Below are 14919 nucleotides of genomic sequence, written 5' to 3' on the forward strand. Positions count from 1 at the left end.
CGGGTGCGGGAGAGCCGCGTGCGTGAACCTGCCCCCACAGGGGATGAGGCAGCCTCCACAAGCAAACGGCGCGGACGGTGACAGGCACCGTCCGCGCCGTTTTCCCGTCCGCCACCGGATGTTATCAGGCTTGCGGGAGGGAAGGGAGCGTCAGAGAGGAGGGGCTTGGCCGCCGGATCGAAGATGCCAGCGGCCGCCCCGCCTTATATCTTGCCAAGCAGCAGCAGGATCAGCAGGATGATGACGATGGTGCCAGCGATGCCGCTGGGACCATAGCCCCAGCTGCGGCTGTGCGGCCAGGCCGGGATGACGCCGAGCAGGATCAGGATCAGGACGATGAGCAGGATGGTGCCGAGGGTCATGGATTTCTCCTTTGTTATTGAGTTCGTTCTTGCCCGCCAGGGTGCAAGCGCCGGTTGATTCGTGAAGCTGGGCCCATTTTGGGGCCACCCCGTCGGCCAGACGATCAGCGGCCCTCGCAATGTGCTGTAGGAAAATCCGGCAAGCGCGAGTAGGTGGCCGGGCGTGCCTGACAAATCGCTGCCAACTTGGTGCAAGGCACAATCGAAGTGCGGGCCACGCCCGATTTGATCGCGCCGTGCCACCTCCAAGGGCCCGTAGGGTGGGCTGGCCTTTCTCCCGCAAGTTCAGTCCCCGCGCGGCTTTGCGAGCGAGGAGGAGGTTCTGGCACGCTCTTTGCTGAATCCTCGTCACAAGCGCAGCAATGCGCAAGCAATGTGAAGGTGTGGCCAATGGCGGTCGCGCCGTCCAGGACAAAGGCGTCTTCCGGTATGGGCATCCATGTCGGAACACGCCTTTTTTTCGTTTGGGCTTTCTTCAAATCGCAACACAAGGGGAACAGTGCTATGGAATCCAAAGGTCAGGCAGGCAAGGCAGGCGCGCTGGAGAGCGGCACGCCAGTCGTACAGGACAGCGCCGTCAAGGCAGCCGATGGTGTAGACGGACGTCGCCGCACCCTCCTGCAGGGCGCGGCACTGGCTGCCGGCAGCGGCATGCTGGGGCTGGCCCCGGGCGGCGCCTGGGCGGCCGGTTCCGACAAGCCGGAGAAGGAAGAGGTCAAGATCGGCTTCATCCCCCTGACCGATTGCGCCTCGGTGGTGATGGCTTCGGTGATGGGCTTCGACAAGAAGTACGGCATCAAGATCGTCCCCAGCAAGGAAGCCTCCTGGGCCGGTGTGCGCGACAAGCTCACCAACGGTGAACTGGATGCGGCCCACGTGCTGTATGGCCTGATCTACGGCGTGCAGATGGGCATCGGCGGCCAGAAGAAGGACATGGCCGTGCTGATGGGCCTGAACCACAACGGGCAGGCCATCACCCTGTCCAGGAAACTGGCCGACAAGGGCGCCGTCGATGGCGCATCGCTGGCCAAGCTGATGCAGGCCGAGAAGCGCGAATACACCTTCGCACAGACTTTCCCGACGGGCACGCACGCCATGTGGCTGTATTACTGGCTGGCCGCCAACGGCATCAATCCGATGAAGGATGCCAAGGTCATCACGGTGCCGCCGCCGCAGATGGTGGCCAACATGCGGGTGGGCAACATGGATGGCTTCTGCGTGGGCGAACCCTGGGGCCATCGCGCCATCGTCGACGGCGTGGGCATCACCGCCATCACCACCCAGGACATCTGGAAGGACCATCCCGAGAAGGTGCTGGGCACCTCGCTGGAGTTCGTGCAGAAGTATCCCAACACCTGTCGCGCGATGATGGCCGCCATCCTGGAAGCCAGCAAGTGGATCGATGCCTCGCTGGCCAACAAGAACAAGATGGCCGAGGTGATCGCCGACAAATCCTATGTGAACACCAGCAAGGACGTGATCGACCAGCGCATCCTCGGGCGCTACCAGAACGGCCTGGGCAAGACCTGGGACGATCCCAACTACATGAAGTTTTACGACGAAGGCCAGGTCAACTTCCCCTTCCTCTCCGACGGCATGTGGTTCATGACCCAGCACCGCCGCTGGGGCCTGTTGAAGAGCGATCCGGATTACCTGGCCGTGGCCAAGTCGGTCAACCAGATCGATCTCTACAAGGACGCAGCCGCGATGACCAAGACGCCCTTGCCCAAGGATGTCATGCGCAGTTCCAAGCTCATGGATGGCACGGTGTGGGATGGCAAGAATCCGGCCGCCTACGCGCAGTCGTTCAAGATCAAGGTGTGAGCGGGTGCGGCCAGGTGCCGTGTCCATCAAGGTGAAGTGCATAGAGCAAGGGGAAGATGATGAGTGCAGTCGCAGAAAGCATCATGGGTGACAACGCCAAGCCCGCCGGCGTGCCTGCGGCCAGCGAGCCGCTGCGTGCCGCCGCCGCCAACGAAGCGCAGGTGGCGCCTGCGGCCAGCGCTGCCGGCAGCGTGAAGACACGCAGCCTGCGCAAGAAGATCATCGCGGGCGGACTCTTCATGCGCGTGGTGCCGCCGCTGCTGGGGGTGGCGCTGCTGGTGCTGGTCTGGCAGATCATCGCCTTGAAGACCGCCAGTTTCCCCACGCCATGGGTGACCCTGAAGGAAGCGGGCGTGATGTTTTCCGATCCCTTCTACCGCAACAGTCCCAATGACCAGGGCATAGGCTGGAACGTGCTGGCCTCGCTGCAACGGGTCGGCATGGGCTTTGGACTGGCCGCGCTGGTGGGCATCCCGCTGGGCTTTGCGATCGGCCGCGTGGAATTCCTCTCGCGCATGTTCGGCCCCATCATCAGCCTGCTGCGTCCGGTCTCGCCGCTGGCCTGGCTGCCCATTGGTTTGCTGGTCTTCAAGTCGGCCAATCCGGCGGCGATCTGGTCGATCTTCATCTGCTCGATCTGGCCGATGATCATCAACACGGCCGTCGGTGTGCAGCGCGTGCCGCAGGATTACATGAACGTGGCGCGGGTCTTGAATCTCTCTGAATGGAAGGTGCTGACCAAGATCCTGTTCCCTTCGGTGTTGCCTTACATGCTGACGGGCGTGCGTCTTTCCATCGGGACTGCGTGGCTGGTGATCGTGGCCGCCGAGATGCTCACCGGTGGTGTCGGTATCGGCTTCTGGGTCTGGGATGAATGGAACAACCTGAACGTGCCGCACATCATCATCGCCATCGTCGTCATCGGGGTGGTGGGGCTGGTGCTGGAGCAATTGCTGGTGGCGCTGGCCAAGGCGTTTACCTACGAACAGGTCAACAACTGAGGAGGGCAGGATCATGGACAACATCAACGGCAAGTTCATCGACATCCACGGCGTGGAGATGGTGTTCCACACCAAGAAGGGCGTCTTCCATGCACTGCGCGAGATCAACCTGACGGTGGCCAAGGGCGAGTTCGTGACCTTGATCGGGCACTCCGGCTGCGGCAAGTCGACCTTGCTGAACCTGATCGCGGGTCTGCTCAAGCCCAGCGAGGGCGTGCTGCTGTGTGCCAATCGCGAAATCGGCGGCCCGGCCCCGGAGCGCGCAGTCGTGTTCCAGAACCACTCGCTGCTGCCCTGGCTGACCTGCTACGAAAACATCTATCTCGGCGTGGAGCGTGTCTTCGGCGCCACCGAGAATCGCACCCAGCTGCGTGACCGCACGCGTGCCGCGCTGGCGCTGGTGGGGCTGACCGCCGCCGAGGCCAAGCGGCCCAATGAGATCTCCGGCGGCATGAAGCAGCGCGTTGGCATTGCCCGCGCGTTGGCGATGGAGCCCAAGGTCTTGCTGATGGATGAACCCTTTGGTGCCCTCGATGCGTTGACGCGCGCGCACCTGCAGGATGAGCTGTTGAAGATCGTTGCCAAGACCGAATCCACCGTGGTGATGGTGACCCACGATGTGGATGAGGCAGTGCTGCTGTCGGACCGGATCGTGATGATGACCAACGGACCGGCCGCCACCATCGGTGAGGTCGTGGAAGTGAAGCTGCCGCGTCCGCGTGACCGTGTCACGCTGGCGCAGGATGCGCAGTATGGTGCCTATCGCACGGCGGTGCTGGAGTTCCTGTATCGCAAGCAGGCGCATCCGGCCCGGGAGGCAGCGTGAGCCTGCGCTAGCGGAGTGCCAAGGCCACCTGTCCAATGCCATTGAAGGAGAAGTCCATGAGCAGCCTGGCTGTCATCGAAGAGGCCCCGGTTCAAGGGGAGGAGGCATCCGGAGTCGTTCCGCTCTCGGGCGAAGTGTTCGGTGCCCTGATCAATCTCTCGGGCCGCCGCCGTTTCACCTCGCAGCGCCTGGTGCTGTACGCGGTGCTGGCCGCACAGGGCCAGCAGGGCGCGTGTGCCACCGCGCGCGAGGCGCTGGGCTTGTTTCGCAGTGCCCATGCGGCCTTGCTCAAGCGCTCCGGGGATTTGCCCGGCGTCTTCTGCCCGGAGCTGGAAGAGGTCTATTTCGGACGCAGCCGGGGCGATGCCCGCATCACCAGTTTTGCCGAGCTGGCGCAACGTGCGCTCAATGCCATCGAGGACAAGCTCAAGACCGGTCCGGCCCTGCTGGAACAACTGGTGCAGGAAACCACGCCGCTCCTGGCCGTGTTGAACGAGATCACGGCGGTCTACGAAGCGCAGTCCAGGAAGCATGCGCGCCTCATGCGCGAACAGTTGCGCGGCATCATGACCGATATCGAAACCATTGCGCGCGAAGCCAAGATGGTGGCCTTCAATGCCCGTATCGTGGCGGCCCGGTCAGGACAGGCGGGCCGGGAATTTTCGGTGGTGGCCGGTGTGCTTTCCAACATCACCGGTGAAATCGATGAACTGGTCAAGGAGGCCTTGAGCGGTGCTGCCGCCTGAACTCGCCTTCCTGGCGCCATTCATCTGCGTTTAATGCTCTTTTGCAGAGCATTTAATCTTGCTTAATGCTGCTCACCGGTTCTTCAACGCTGCCCATGCCACCAGCAGCCAAGCAGCGAGGAAGGCCACGCCGCCGAACGGCGTGATGGCGCCCAGGATGCGCGTGCCGGTCAGGGCCAGCAGGTAGAGGCTGCCGCTGAAGATGACGATGCCCGCCAGCATCAGCCGGCCGGCCCAGTGCAGGGCGGCCCCGGCCATGCGTGGCATGAGCAGCGCGATGGCAATCATGCCCAGCGCATGCATGACCTGGTAGGTCACGGCGGTGTGCCAGATCGCCAGCATCTCTTCGGAAATCATTTTCTTCAAACCATGCGCGCCGAAGGCGCCACAGCCCACGGCCACGAACATGTTCAGCGCGCCGGCGGCGATCAGGGTGCGTTCTTTCATCGGTCTCGTTCTCGGTCAGCGGTCATCAGCGATTCAATAAGTCGGGCGCATGCCCTTGCCCAGCCGATACTCATGCCGCAATACGAACTGGGAGGTAGCGATCAGGCCCGACAATCCCAGGATCAGTTGCGTCAGGGTATCCGGCGGCAGCACCCATACGCTGCCGGCGGGGGCGGGCACATTGGCGGCAGCGCTGATGACCGGGGCGGCCCATGCGGCTTCCTCGCTCACGTCCAGCAGGATCTGGCCTTCGGGTGTGGTGTGCAGATGGATCTCGCCGCCCAGCTCCAGCGTGAAGCAGATGCCCTGGCCGGCGTTGACGGTGTTCATCTTGTGACGGAAGACCACGGCTTGCAGTTCGCGGTTGTAGGTGTCGATCCAGGTCTCCACTTCCTGCACGTTCTGCAGGACGATCCAGCGGCGTGGCGCGGGAATGGTCTCGGCGCCGGCGACGGCATCATCGGGGAAGATCGGTTCGGGGGCTTGCTCGGACATGGTGGCTGCGGGAGTCGGGGGAAGGCAGCAGTATATAGGATCGCTGTGGCGCAAGGCAGCGGCCGTGGACGTGCCAAAGCGCTTGCCTGGCACAGCGCAATGGCGGTAGCTTATGCACTCCGGGCTGCCCGGCTCTCATCATAAAAATTCCATGCGCCAATTCTCTTTCTCCGCCTTCGGCAGGCTGCTGCCGGCATTGGGCCTGTGCGGCCTGATCCTGGTTCCCTTCTCGGGACGCGCCCAGCAGCTGGCGCTGGACATCAACGAATCGGTCAGCAGCATCGACGTAAGCGTCAAGGACATGTATGGCCGGCAAGAGAGCGGCAAGGTCGTCATCACCCAGTTCAAGCCGGCCGGACCGGGACCTTTCCCGGTGATCATCCTCAGTCACGGACGCAGTCCCACCAATCGCCAGGATCCGCCGCGTTTTCGCTTCACCAGGCAGGTACGCTACTTCGTCTCGCGCGGCTTTGCCGTCTTCGAACCGACCCGCATCGGCTACGGCGCCTACATGACGCAGTTCGATCCTGAGGACAGTGGCAGTTGCGCCAGCAAGGATTACGCGCCCATGGCCGAGGCCGGCAGCACCGAAATCCTGGCCGTGCTGGATTATGCCAGGCAGCAGCCGTATGTCGATGCCAAGCGCGTGCTGCTGGTGGGTCAGTCGGTGGGTGGCTACCTCACGGTGGCCACTTCCGCGCACAACCCCGAGGGGGTCGTGGGTGCAATCAATTTTGCCGGTGGCTCCGGCGGCGATCCGGAAAAACGTCCCGGCAATCCCTGCGCACCCCAGCGGCTGGAAGAGATGTACGCCCGCTTTGGCCAGGCCACGAAGATGCCCATGCTGTGGATCTATACCGAGAACGACCTCTACTTCGCCCCGACCCACAGCAAGGCGTGGCACGAGGCCTTCGTCAAGGCCGGCGGCAAGGCGGACTATCGGCTCCTGCCGCCCTTCGCCCAGAACGGGCATACGCTCTTTGCCCGGGGCCCCGAGATCTGGGAGCCCATCGTCGGCGAGTTCCTCGACAAGCTCGGCCTGCCGGCACCGCGTGCGGCTCAATAAGCCAGCCGATACGCCTCATTGGTCGATTCCAGCCGGCTGGCAATGACCTTGACCACATACGCATGCAGCCGCAGGGCCGTGGCCGGGTCGTCCTGCTCCAGCTGGCGCAGGTTGGCCCGCGTCAGTTGCCAGGCGCGCGTGGGACGATCGGTGACCACGTCGGCGGTGCGCCGCTGGCCGCGGTAGAGCGCCATCTCGCCCACGATGGTGGCACTGCCGAAGGAGCGCAAACGCATGCGGCCGCCTCCTTCCAGGGGTAACGAGATGCTGACCAGCCCCTCGTCGATGAAATACATCGAATCACCCGCATCACCCTTGCGAAACAGCATCGTGCCGGCGGCCAGTTCCACTTTCTCCATGCGCGCCAGCAGGGCGGCCAGTTCGCGCGCATCGAAATGCTCGGCCAGGCTGCTGTGCAGGGCATCGCGCGACTGGTCGCCTGCGGCGTGTTGCAGCAACTGGTCTTCTACCCATTCCAGTGCCAGGTCGAGATCGGCGAACTCGCGCGGGGCCTGGCCGGGGAAGGCGGCGCGTGCGATGGGGCGGCGGATCGCTTCGCTGATGCCGGTCAGGATCAGGGTCACCTTGTAGTGCTCGCACACCTGCGCCAGCTTGACGAAGCTCTGCGAGGTCGATGCATCCAGGCCCTGGACGTGGCGGAAGTCGATGATGATGAACTGGCGCGGCGACTGCAGTTGTTCGCGCACCCGATGCACGATCTGGTTGGCGCTGCCAAAGAACAGGAAACCCTGCAGGCGCATGCCGAAGACGCGCTGGCCCAGCTGCTTGAGTTCGGCCTGGGCGGCGGCGCTGCGCTCGAGCTTGGAGTGCAGCGTGGCACCGGTGAATTCCATCTTCACGCAGGATACCCGGCCATAGTCCAGCACGAACAGGACGCAGGCCACCACCACGCCCAGCGCTACGCCGGTGACGAAGCCGTAGCAGGCCACCACTGCCACGATCAGCACGATCAGGAAATAGTCCCCGCGCGCCAGGCGGCGGCTGCGCACCAGCCATTCATTGAGCAATCCGCCACCCAGGCCGATGAGCAGGCCGGCCAGGACCGGCTTGGGGAAATAGGCCAGCAGCGGGATGAAGAAAAGTGCAAACACCAGGCAGAGCAGCGCTGCCAACAGCGTGGCGATGCGGTCGCGCGAGCCGAAGCGGTAGTTCAGCAGCGTGCGCGAGAGCGAATGACAGCCGACCACGCCGCCGAACAGCCCGCTGAGCATGTTGGCCAGGCCGGCGCTGCGCAGCTCGCGGTTGAAATCGACCTCGCGCCGCGTGGCCAGGCTTACCCCGGTGGCATTGAGCAGGATGGCCAGTGTGGTCACGGCAATGAGCGCCAGCAGTTCGCCGTAGTGGCGCCACAGGATGTCCCAGTGCACCAGCGACCAGGAGACTTGCACCGGCAGCTGCACATGCCCGGGGCTCAGCGGCGCGAACATCCAGCCAAAAGCACGCGCCTGGGCCAGCGAGATGCCGCTGGCGGCCAGGGCGGCGTAGAAGGCGGCACTGGCCAGCGCCAGCGAGGCCGGCAGGGCCAGCGGATGTTCGAACTTGCGTCCCGGCAGGCCCAGCATGCCGACCACCACGATGGCCACCGGCAGCAGTTCCTGCCAGTGCAGCTCAATGCCGGCGCCCAAGGCATCCAGGCCCAGGGGATGTCCGGTCAGCACCGTGAAGGCCCCGGTCCACAGCAGGTAGCCGGTGCCGGCGAGGAAACCGCCGATCACCGGGAAGGGGACGAACAGCACCAGGTTGCCCCGCCGCAGCGCGCCCAGCAGCATCAGCACCAGACCCACCAACAGGCTGCTCATGGTGATGGCGGTGGTGACCGTGGCCAGGATCTCGGCCGGGGAAAGTTGGGCACGTTGCATGGTGGCGCTGATGCCGCCGACCATCAGCGAGAGCAGGCCCACCGAATTGGAGTCGGCGCCGCCCAGCATGAAGGGCAACGAACTGGTGAAGCAGATCACCAGCAGGCAGAGCACGCTGGTGATGAACATGAGCGGCAAGCCGGCCTGCAGGAGGCCATCGCCACTGCCCCCGAAAATCATGACGGCGTAGCTCACTGCATAGCTCACCGACACCAGTGCCACCACGCAGGCTGCCGGCAGGCTGCCCAGGCAGTGGCGCAAGCGGGTGAGCGGACTGGATTGCGGCATCAGATGACCTTCCCCGAAGGCTGCGCGTTTGTGCGGCATGCCTGTACCCCCATCGATATGGCCGCGCACGTGCCGGCCGTTCTTGTTGTCTGGCGTCTTGCCGCGCGCCCCCGCGCGCGATACCGGACGGGCGCCGCTGCGGTGCATGCCGCAGGGTCGCTGGTGTCCGGATATTGCCAATGATGAATGCCAATCTATCACACGAAAATGACAGAATTACAACAAGAGGCGGCTTTCTGGGCGAAATGAAATAAAGCTCAGGTATTCCGGTCGCGACGGCCGCGCAGCCGTTGCATGCAGGAAAAAAGTGAACGTTTACATCCTCGTTCACATCCTCTTCAGGACGATCTGCCGTCGGCATGCTGGCGATGCCATTGCACCGAAGCTTGCCCGGCCAGTTCACGCAGGCTGCGCAGGGAGGCGACCTCTTCCGAGGTCAGTCCGTCGCGCTGGCGGCGCAGGCCACCCAGTTCGTGCAGGGCGGTTTCGGCGTCGATGCTGGCCAGCCCGGCCTGCCGTTGCAGCTGGCGCAGTACCGGGGCCGGCTGGCGCGCCAGTACGGCATCCAGGTAGGCGCGGTTGGCCTCCAGTCCGGCGGCGATACGCTGGCGCGGCGTGGCACCCAGATCGGGCCACAGCGCCAGCGCGGCCAACAGGGCGGCGCCGCTGCCGACCAGGTTATCCAGTGCGCGGGCCGAGGCGATGCCGGCACCGGGCTGCAGCATGTCGGTCACGCAGATGAAGAGCATGGTCAGGAACACCACGAACACCGTGTAGTTCACCAGCCGCAGGGCAATCGCCAGCCCTGCCAGCAGGATCGCCAGCAGCGGCAGCAGCAGCCCGTGGGGCGGGACCAGCTGCAGCAGCGTCAAGGCCAGCAGGCCGCCCAGCAGGCTGCCAAGGATGCGTTCCACGCAGCGCGCCCAGGTCTGGCGGGCGGCTCCCTGCAACACCACCACCACAGCCATCGTGGCCCAGTACGGATAGCCAAGGTGGAAGGCCTGCGCCGCATAGAACACGGCACCCACCCCCGCTGCCTGGCGGCCACCCTGCTGCAGGCTCTTGTGCAGCTGCGGCAGCAGGGGCTTGCGGGGCGGCGTGGGCGCGGTTTCTGCCACCTCCCGGGAGCGCTGTTCGGCCCACAGCAGCCTGTCGGCGTGCGACAGCGCGCGCAGGCAGCCGGCAACCAGCGGGTCGGACACCGGCGCTTGCTGGCTGGCGCTGAAGCGCTCCTGCAGGGCGCGGCCGGGGGGCATGCCGCGGGTGGCCTCCAGCCGGGCATGGGCGCGCAGCAGCACCGCCAGGGCCAGGCGCGCGGCGCGCCGCTGCTCGTGCGGGGTGGTCAGTTGCTGGATGGCGGCGTGCTCCAGGGCGATGAGCGTGTGGAAGATCATTTCGCTGGCCTGCAGCAGGTGTTCCCAGGGATGTGCATCGGCCATGGCCGTGCCGGCATGCCGTTGCAGCATGGCACGCAGGCGTTCCAGGGCCAGTCGCGTGGCGCGGCGATGTTCGCCGTGCTCCCGGTGCCAGTGCTGGTCGCGGTGCTGGCCGGCTGGCGAGGCCAGCAGGGCCTGGCTCATGTCGAGCATGCGCAGCAGGGCTGCGCGCGCGGCCTGGCGCAGGGCGGCCTGGTCATCGATGCGCCAGATCAGGTTGATGAGCAGCCAGGCCCAGAGCGCGCCAGCGCAGAAGGACGCGGCCTGCAGCGCGGCCATCGCCTGGCCTTGCGGAAAGCCTGCCGCCACTACGGCGACCACCGCCAGCAGCGTGCCCAGTAGCGCACCGGACTCGATGGCACCAGTGAGCGTGACCGCGCCCAGCACCATCAGCGGCGCCGTGAGCAGGGCGGCATGCGGGGTCCATGAGGAGGTCCAGGCACCGATGAACGCCACCACTGTTCCTGCCAGGGCAAAGATGCCCAGCAACAGGCGGCGCTGCGCATGCGGGCCGGGTGCATCGCACAGGCAGGTCCAGAAGGCGGCGAACACCGCCCACGCCAGCCAGCGCTGTCCGCTCAGCATGGCGGCCGCCAGCGGCAGGGCAATGGCGACCCCGGCACGCAAGCCTTCCTGGGCGCTGAACTGTTCCTGGAGCAAAGGAAAAGAGCGCAATTCCAGCCGCCGTGCGATGCGGCGCGCATGGGCGGCGAGGGTGCGGGTCTCGGGCAGGAAGATGGTGCGCATGGCAAGTACAAGTGGTCGGACCACTTTTTCAATGAATTTGGCGTGGTATGGAGTGGATACTACAATCGACTGCACTACCTTTGTGAGGACTCTGTAAAGTGGTCCGACCACCTTCCAAGGAGCCGCCGATGACTGCCTCTCCCCTGGTTGACCGCCTGGCCGACCTGATTGCCCAGCGTGCGCTGGTACCGGGCCAGAAGCTACCGTCTGAACGCACACTGGCCTCGGAGTTCGGCGTGTCGCGTTCGTCCCTGCGCGAGGCCATTGGCGTGCTCACCAGCCGGGGTGTACTGGTGGCCCGCCATGGCGGTGGCACTTTCCTGGCCGAAGACGAGCATGCGGCGCTGACCGATCCGATTGCCGACGCCTTGCTGCCGCTCGCACCGCTGGCCCGCAGTGATGCCGGCTATTGGAAGGACGTGGCCGAGATCCGGTTTTCGCTGGAAGGCGATGCCGCGTATTTCGCCGCCCTGCGCGCTAGCGAATCAGACAAGCAGCGTTTGCAACAGGCATATTTCGCCGTCTCCACCGCGCCCCTCGATGACCTGGCCGCGCAGGCCCGCACCGATGCCGCCTTTCACCTGGCCATCGCCCAGGCCTCGCGCAATGTGGTGCTGCGGCAGGTGATGTCGGGCCTGCTGCGGCTGCTGGAGATCAGCATTGCCGACACCTTGCGGCAGCTGTATCGCCTGCCGGACATCGTGGCCCAACTGGACAAGCAGCATCGCCAGATCCTCGACGCCATTCTCGCCGGCCGCGCCGAGGAGGCGCGCCAGCATGCCAATGCGCACCTCGACTTCGTACAGCAGCGCCTGCTGGACATCGAAGAAGCCCCTGCCCGGGCGCGGCGTGCCGCTGCCGTTTGATTTTCTTCACGTTACCAGGACCATCATGATCATCTCTTCCACCCACGATTACCGCGAAGCCGCCCGGCGGCGCTTGCCGCGTTTCCTGTTCAATTACATCGACGGCGGTGCCTACGATGAACACACACTGGCGCGCAATTCGCTGGACCTGCGCCAGCTGGCCTTGCGTCAGCGGGTGCTCAAGGAAGTGGGCGAGGTCGATCTCTCCACCACGCTGCTGGGCCAGTCGCTGTCCATGCCGCTGGCGCTGTCGCCGGTCGGCCTGACCGGGATGTATGCACGGCGCGGTGAAGTGCAGGCGGCACGGGCGGCAGAAAAGGCTGGCATCCCCTTCACCTTGTCGACGGTGTCGGTGTGCCCGATCGAAGAGGTGCAGCAGGCGGTGACGCGGCCGATCTGGTTCCAGCTGTATGTGCTCAAGGATCGCGGGTTCATGAAGAATGTGCTGGACCGTGCCTGGGCGGCGGGTGTGCGCACGCTGGTGTTCACGGTGGACATGCCGGTGCCGGGCGCACGCTATCGCGACCGCCATTCGGGCATGTCCGGGCCCAACGCGGCGCTGCGCCGCTATCTGCAGGCCGTCACGCATCCGCGCTGGGCGTGGGATGTGGGTTTGCTGGGACGTCCGCATGATCTCGGCAATGTCTCGGCGTATCTCAAGAAGAAGACCGGGCTGGAAGATTACGTGGGCTGGCTGGGAGCCAATTTCGATCCGGGCATCGGTTGGCATGACCTGCAGTGGATACGTGATTCGTGGCAGGGCAGCATGCTGTTGAAGGGCATCCTTGATCCCGAGGACGCGCGCGAGGCAGTCCGATTCGGTGCGGATGGCATCGTGGTCTCCAACCATGGTGGCCGCCAGCTGGACGGCGTGCTGTCGACCGCGCGCGCCTTGCCGGAGATCGCCAGTGCGGTGAAGGGGGATCTCGCCCTGCTGGTGGATTCGGGCGTGCGGTCGGGACTGGATGTGGTGCGACTGCTGGCATTGGGTGCCGATACGGTGATGCTGGGGCGCGCCTTCATCTATGCGCTGGCCGCAGAGGGGCAGGCAGGGGTGGAGAACGTGCTGAGTCTGTTTGCCAGGGAGATGCAGGTGGCCATGACCTTGACGGGGGCGCGCCGGATCGCGGAGATCAGTGCGGATAGTCTGGTGAGGGCAGGGGTAGAAGGGCAGTGACGTTCCGCCGGCCGCGCTGGGGGATCGGATGTACGCCGGCGTATCCCAAGGTAGTGCGCGCGGGCTAGGCCGATGGCAAGCAGAGCAGCGATGCTTGCCGATGCATTTCGTCACTTCATTTCACCAATTACTGCCAACTATGGTGTCATGTCGTCTCGTGCGAAGGTGATCAGGTTTGCAGCGTGGAAATCCTGATGGATGCCGGGTCTGAATTGCAGTCACGTTTTCGCAAGCGCGAAAAACAAAAAGGGCTCCAGCGAACTGGAGCCCTTCGTATTTCTGGTAGGCCGTGCGGGACTCGAACCTGCGACCAACGGATTAAAAGTCCGCTGCTCTACCAACTGAGCTAACGACCCGAAAGACCGCTATTATAGGCAAACTCTATCAGCGGTGTCAACACTGTGCCGTCACAAACGATCATCGATCGTTCATCAAACACCCCACCGCGATGAAGCCGCTTACTTGAGCGATGCCATCCTGTCCTTGCCGGTCTGCGCGGCAGGGGTGTTCGGATACTTGGCGATCAACTGTTCCAGCGTTTTCTTGGCCGCTGCCTTGTCCTTCAGTTCGGCTTGCGAACTGGCGATGTTGAGCAGGGCGTCAGCGGCCTTGGGGTTGTCCGGATAATTCTTCACCACCACCTGCTGCGCAGCGATGGCACCCTTGTAGTCGCGCTGGGCGTACAGGGCATTGCCTTGCCAGTATTGCGCCGAGGCGGCGTAGCCGGATTGCGGATAGCGCTTGAGGAAGTCGGCGAAGGCGTTGCCCGCTCCCTTGTAGTCGCCACCCTTGAATTGCGACAGGGCCGCATCATAGGCCTGCTGTTCGGAGACGCCTACAGCCACGGTCTGGCCATCGACTTGCACCTGCTGCGGTTCCAGCTTGCGCAGGCGTGCATCCAGGTCGACGTAGAAATCCTTCTGGCGTTGCTGGGCGTTGGTAATCTCGTTGGTCAGCACCTCGATCTGGCCGCGCAGCGCCGCAATCTGGGATTGCAGGTTGTCGTTGCGGTCCGAGAGCGTCAGGACGCTGTTCTTGTCAGCCTTGTTGGCGACGTCACGCTGCAGGGCTTCGATCTTGGAACGGATGTCCAGGATGGCCTTGCGCGCCTCGTCATCATCAAACAGGCCGGCACGGGCGGTAAGCGGTAGGAAAGCCGTGGCGGCCAGCAAGGCCGCCACGGTTACCGATTTCAGTTTGAAAGCGGTATGCATGTCGATTATTGGTAAGCGATGTCAGCGCGACGGTTCTCGGCGTAGGACGCTTCATCCTGGCCCAGTGCCTTGGGCTTTTCCTTGCCGAAGGAAACCGCTTCCACTTGTGCATCCGACACGCCCAGCAGGACCAGAGCCTTGCGGACTGCTTCAGCACGCTTCTGACCCAGGGCCAGGTTGTACTCGGCGCCACCGCGATCATCGGTGTTGCCCTGGATGATCACCTTGCGGTCCTTGTGGGCCACCAGGTACTTGGCGTGGTTTTCGATGACGGTACGGTATTCCGGCTTGACAGTGTAGCTGTCGTAGTCGAAGTACACGCTACGCTTGGCCAGCACGCCTTGCGGGTCGTTCAGCGGATCAACCGAACCGGCGTTGACGGTGCCCACGGCGCGGGTGTCAGCGCCGTTGCTGGCGCCGTTCTGCACGGGAGCGTTGGCCTTGTCGTCCAGCTTGGTCGACGAGCAGGCGGCCAGCAGGACAGCGCTGGAGACGATGAGGGCGAAGGTACTGATAGTGCGCATTTTGGATTTCTCCTTGTCGT

14 protein-coding genes and 1 tRNA gene are annotated in these 14919 nt (G+C 64.4%); 7 read left to right on the plus strand and 8 right to left on the minus strand.

From position 1 onward, the window contains the following. Nucleotides 1-203 precede the first annotated feature (203 nt). Nucleotides 204-362: a DUF3309 family protein gene (locus CEJ45_RS22640; RefSeq protein WP_039788823.1), complete on the minus strand. Its 159-nt coding sequence runs from the start codon at nucleotides 360-362 to the stop codon at nucleotides 204-206. Nucleotides 363-1013: 651 nt separating this feature from the next. Here CEJ45_RS22640 and CEJ45_RS22645 point away from each other — a divergent pair. From CEJ45_RS22645 to CEJ45_RS22660, 4 genes are read left to right on the plus strand one after another with little or no spacing between them, the layout of a single operon-like run. Further along, nucleotides 1014-2186, plus strand: a complete 1173-nt coding sequence (locus CEJ45_RS22645; protein ID WP_187697730.1) for a CmpA/NrtA family ABC transporter substrate-binding protein — start codon at nucleotides 1014-1016, stop codon at nucleotides 2184-2186. A gap of 59 nt (nucleotides 2187-2245) precedes the next feature. Next, nucleotides 2246-3187: a nitrate ABC transporter permease gene (ntrB, locus tag CEJ45_RS22650; protein ID WP_088757354.1), complete on the plus strand. Its 942-nt coding sequence runs from the start codon at nucleotides 2246-2248 to the stop codon at nucleotides 3185-3187. Nucleotides 3188-3200: 13 nt separating this feature from the next. Beyond that, nucleotides 3201-4013 carry an ABC transporter ATP-binding protein gene (locus CEJ45_RS22655; protein WP_088757300.1) on the plus strand — a complete coding sequence of 271 codons (813 nt, stop codon included), beginning with the start codon at nucleotides 3201-3203 and terminating at the stop codon, nucleotides 4011-4013. A 56-nt stretch (nucleotides 4014-4069) separates the two neighbouring features. Beyond that, nucleotides 4070-4759 (plus strand): methyl-accepting chemotaxis protein, encoded by a 690-nt coding sequence (locus CEJ45_RS22660; RefSeq protein ID WP_088757301.1) that lies wholly within the window; start codon nucleotides 4070-4072, stop codon nucleotides 4757-4759. 72 nt (nucleotides 4760-4831) lie between these two features. Here the strand turns inward: CEJ45_RS22660 and CEJ45_RS22665 are convergent, their stop codons facing one another. Then, on the minus strand, nucleotides 4832-5206 hold the full coding sequence (locus CEJ45_RS22665; protein ID WP_088757302.1) for a DUF423 domain-containing protein: 375 nt from the start codon (nucleotides 5204-5206) through the stop codon (nucleotides 4832-4834). Between the two features lie 33 nt (nucleotides 5207-5239). Next, nucleotides 5240-5701: a hypothetical protein gene (locus CEJ45_RS22670; protein ID WP_088757303.1), complete on the minus strand. Its 462-nt coding sequence runs from the start codon at nucleotides 5699-5701 to the stop codon at nucleotides 5240-5242. A 151-nt stretch (nucleotides 5702-5852) separates the two neighbouring features. Between CEJ45_RS22670 and CEJ45_RS22675 the strand changes: the two genes are divergently transcribed. Next, on the plus strand, nucleotides 5853-6767 hold the full coding sequence (locus CEJ45_RS22675) for an alpha/beta hydrolase family protein (protein ID WP_088757304.1): 915 nt from the start codon (nucleotides 5853-5855) through the stop codon (nucleotides 6765-6767). Here CEJ45_RS22675 and CEJ45_RS22680 read toward each other — a convergent pair. Both CEJ45_RS22680 and CEJ45_RS22685 read right to left on the minus strand, forming a co-directional pair. Then, nucleotides 6761-9082, minus strand: coding sequence for an SLC26A/SulP transporter family protein (locus CEJ45_RS22680; protein WP_088757305.1), 2322 nt, complete (start codon nucleotides 9080-9082; stop codon nucleotides 6761-6763). The genes CEJ45_RS22675 and CEJ45_RS22680 overlap by 7 nt on opposite strands. Before the next feature lie 191 nt (nucleotides 9083-9273). Then, nucleotides 9274-11118, minus strand: a complete 1845-nt coding sequence (locus tag CEJ45_RS22685; RefSeq protein ID WP_088757306.1) for an FUSC family protein — start codon at nucleotides 11116-11118, stop codon at nucleotides 9274-9276. Nucleotides 11119-11246: 128 nt separating this feature from the next. Here CEJ45_RS22685 and CEJ45_RS22690 point away from each other — a divergent pair, with 128 nt between their 5' ends. Beyond that, the gene (locus tag CEJ45_RS22690; protein WP_088757307.1) at nucleotides 11247-11984 is read left to right on the plus strand and encodes an FCD domain-containing protein; all 738 of its coding nucleotides are present in this window, start codon (nucleotides 11247-11249) and stop codon (nucleotides 11982-11984) included. Between the two features lie 25 nt (nucleotides 11985-12009). Then, entirely contained in the window at nucleotides 12010-13161 is a 1152-nt protein-coding gene (gene lldD, locus CEJ45_RS22695) for an FMN-dependent L-lactate dehydrogenase LldD (protein ID WP_088757308.1), read from the plus strand. A gap of 280 nt (nucleotides 13162-13441) precedes the next feature. On the opposite strand, the gene CEJ45_RS22700 is transcribed toward lldD, so the two are convergent. From CEJ45_RS22700 to pal, 3 genes are all read right to left on the minus strand, one after another. Beyond that, nucleotides 13442-13517, minus strand: a tRNA-Lys gene (locus CEJ45_RS22700). A 102-nt stretch (nucleotides 13518-13619) separates the two neighbouring features. Further along, entirely contained in the window at nucleotides 13620-14375 is a 756-nt protein-coding gene (gene ybgF, locus CEJ45_RS22705) for a tol-pal system protein YbgF (RefSeq protein WP_088757309.1), read from the minus strand. Between the two features lie 5 nt (nucleotides 14376-14380). Next, nucleotides 14381-14899, minus strand: a complete 519-nt coding sequence (gene pal, locus CEJ45_RS22710; protein WP_008326545.1) for a peptidoglycan-associated lipoprotein Pal — start codon at nucleotides 14897-14899, stop codon at nucleotides 14381-14383. Between the last annotated feature and the right edge of the window lie 20 nt (nucleotides 14900-14919).

The organism is Herbaspirillum aquaticum, from assembly GCF_002213425.1.
In the GTDB taxonomy this organism is placed as follows: Bacteria; Pseudomonadota; Gammaproteobacteria; order Burkholderiales; family Burkholderiaceae_D; genus Herbaspirillum; species Herbaspirillum aquaticum.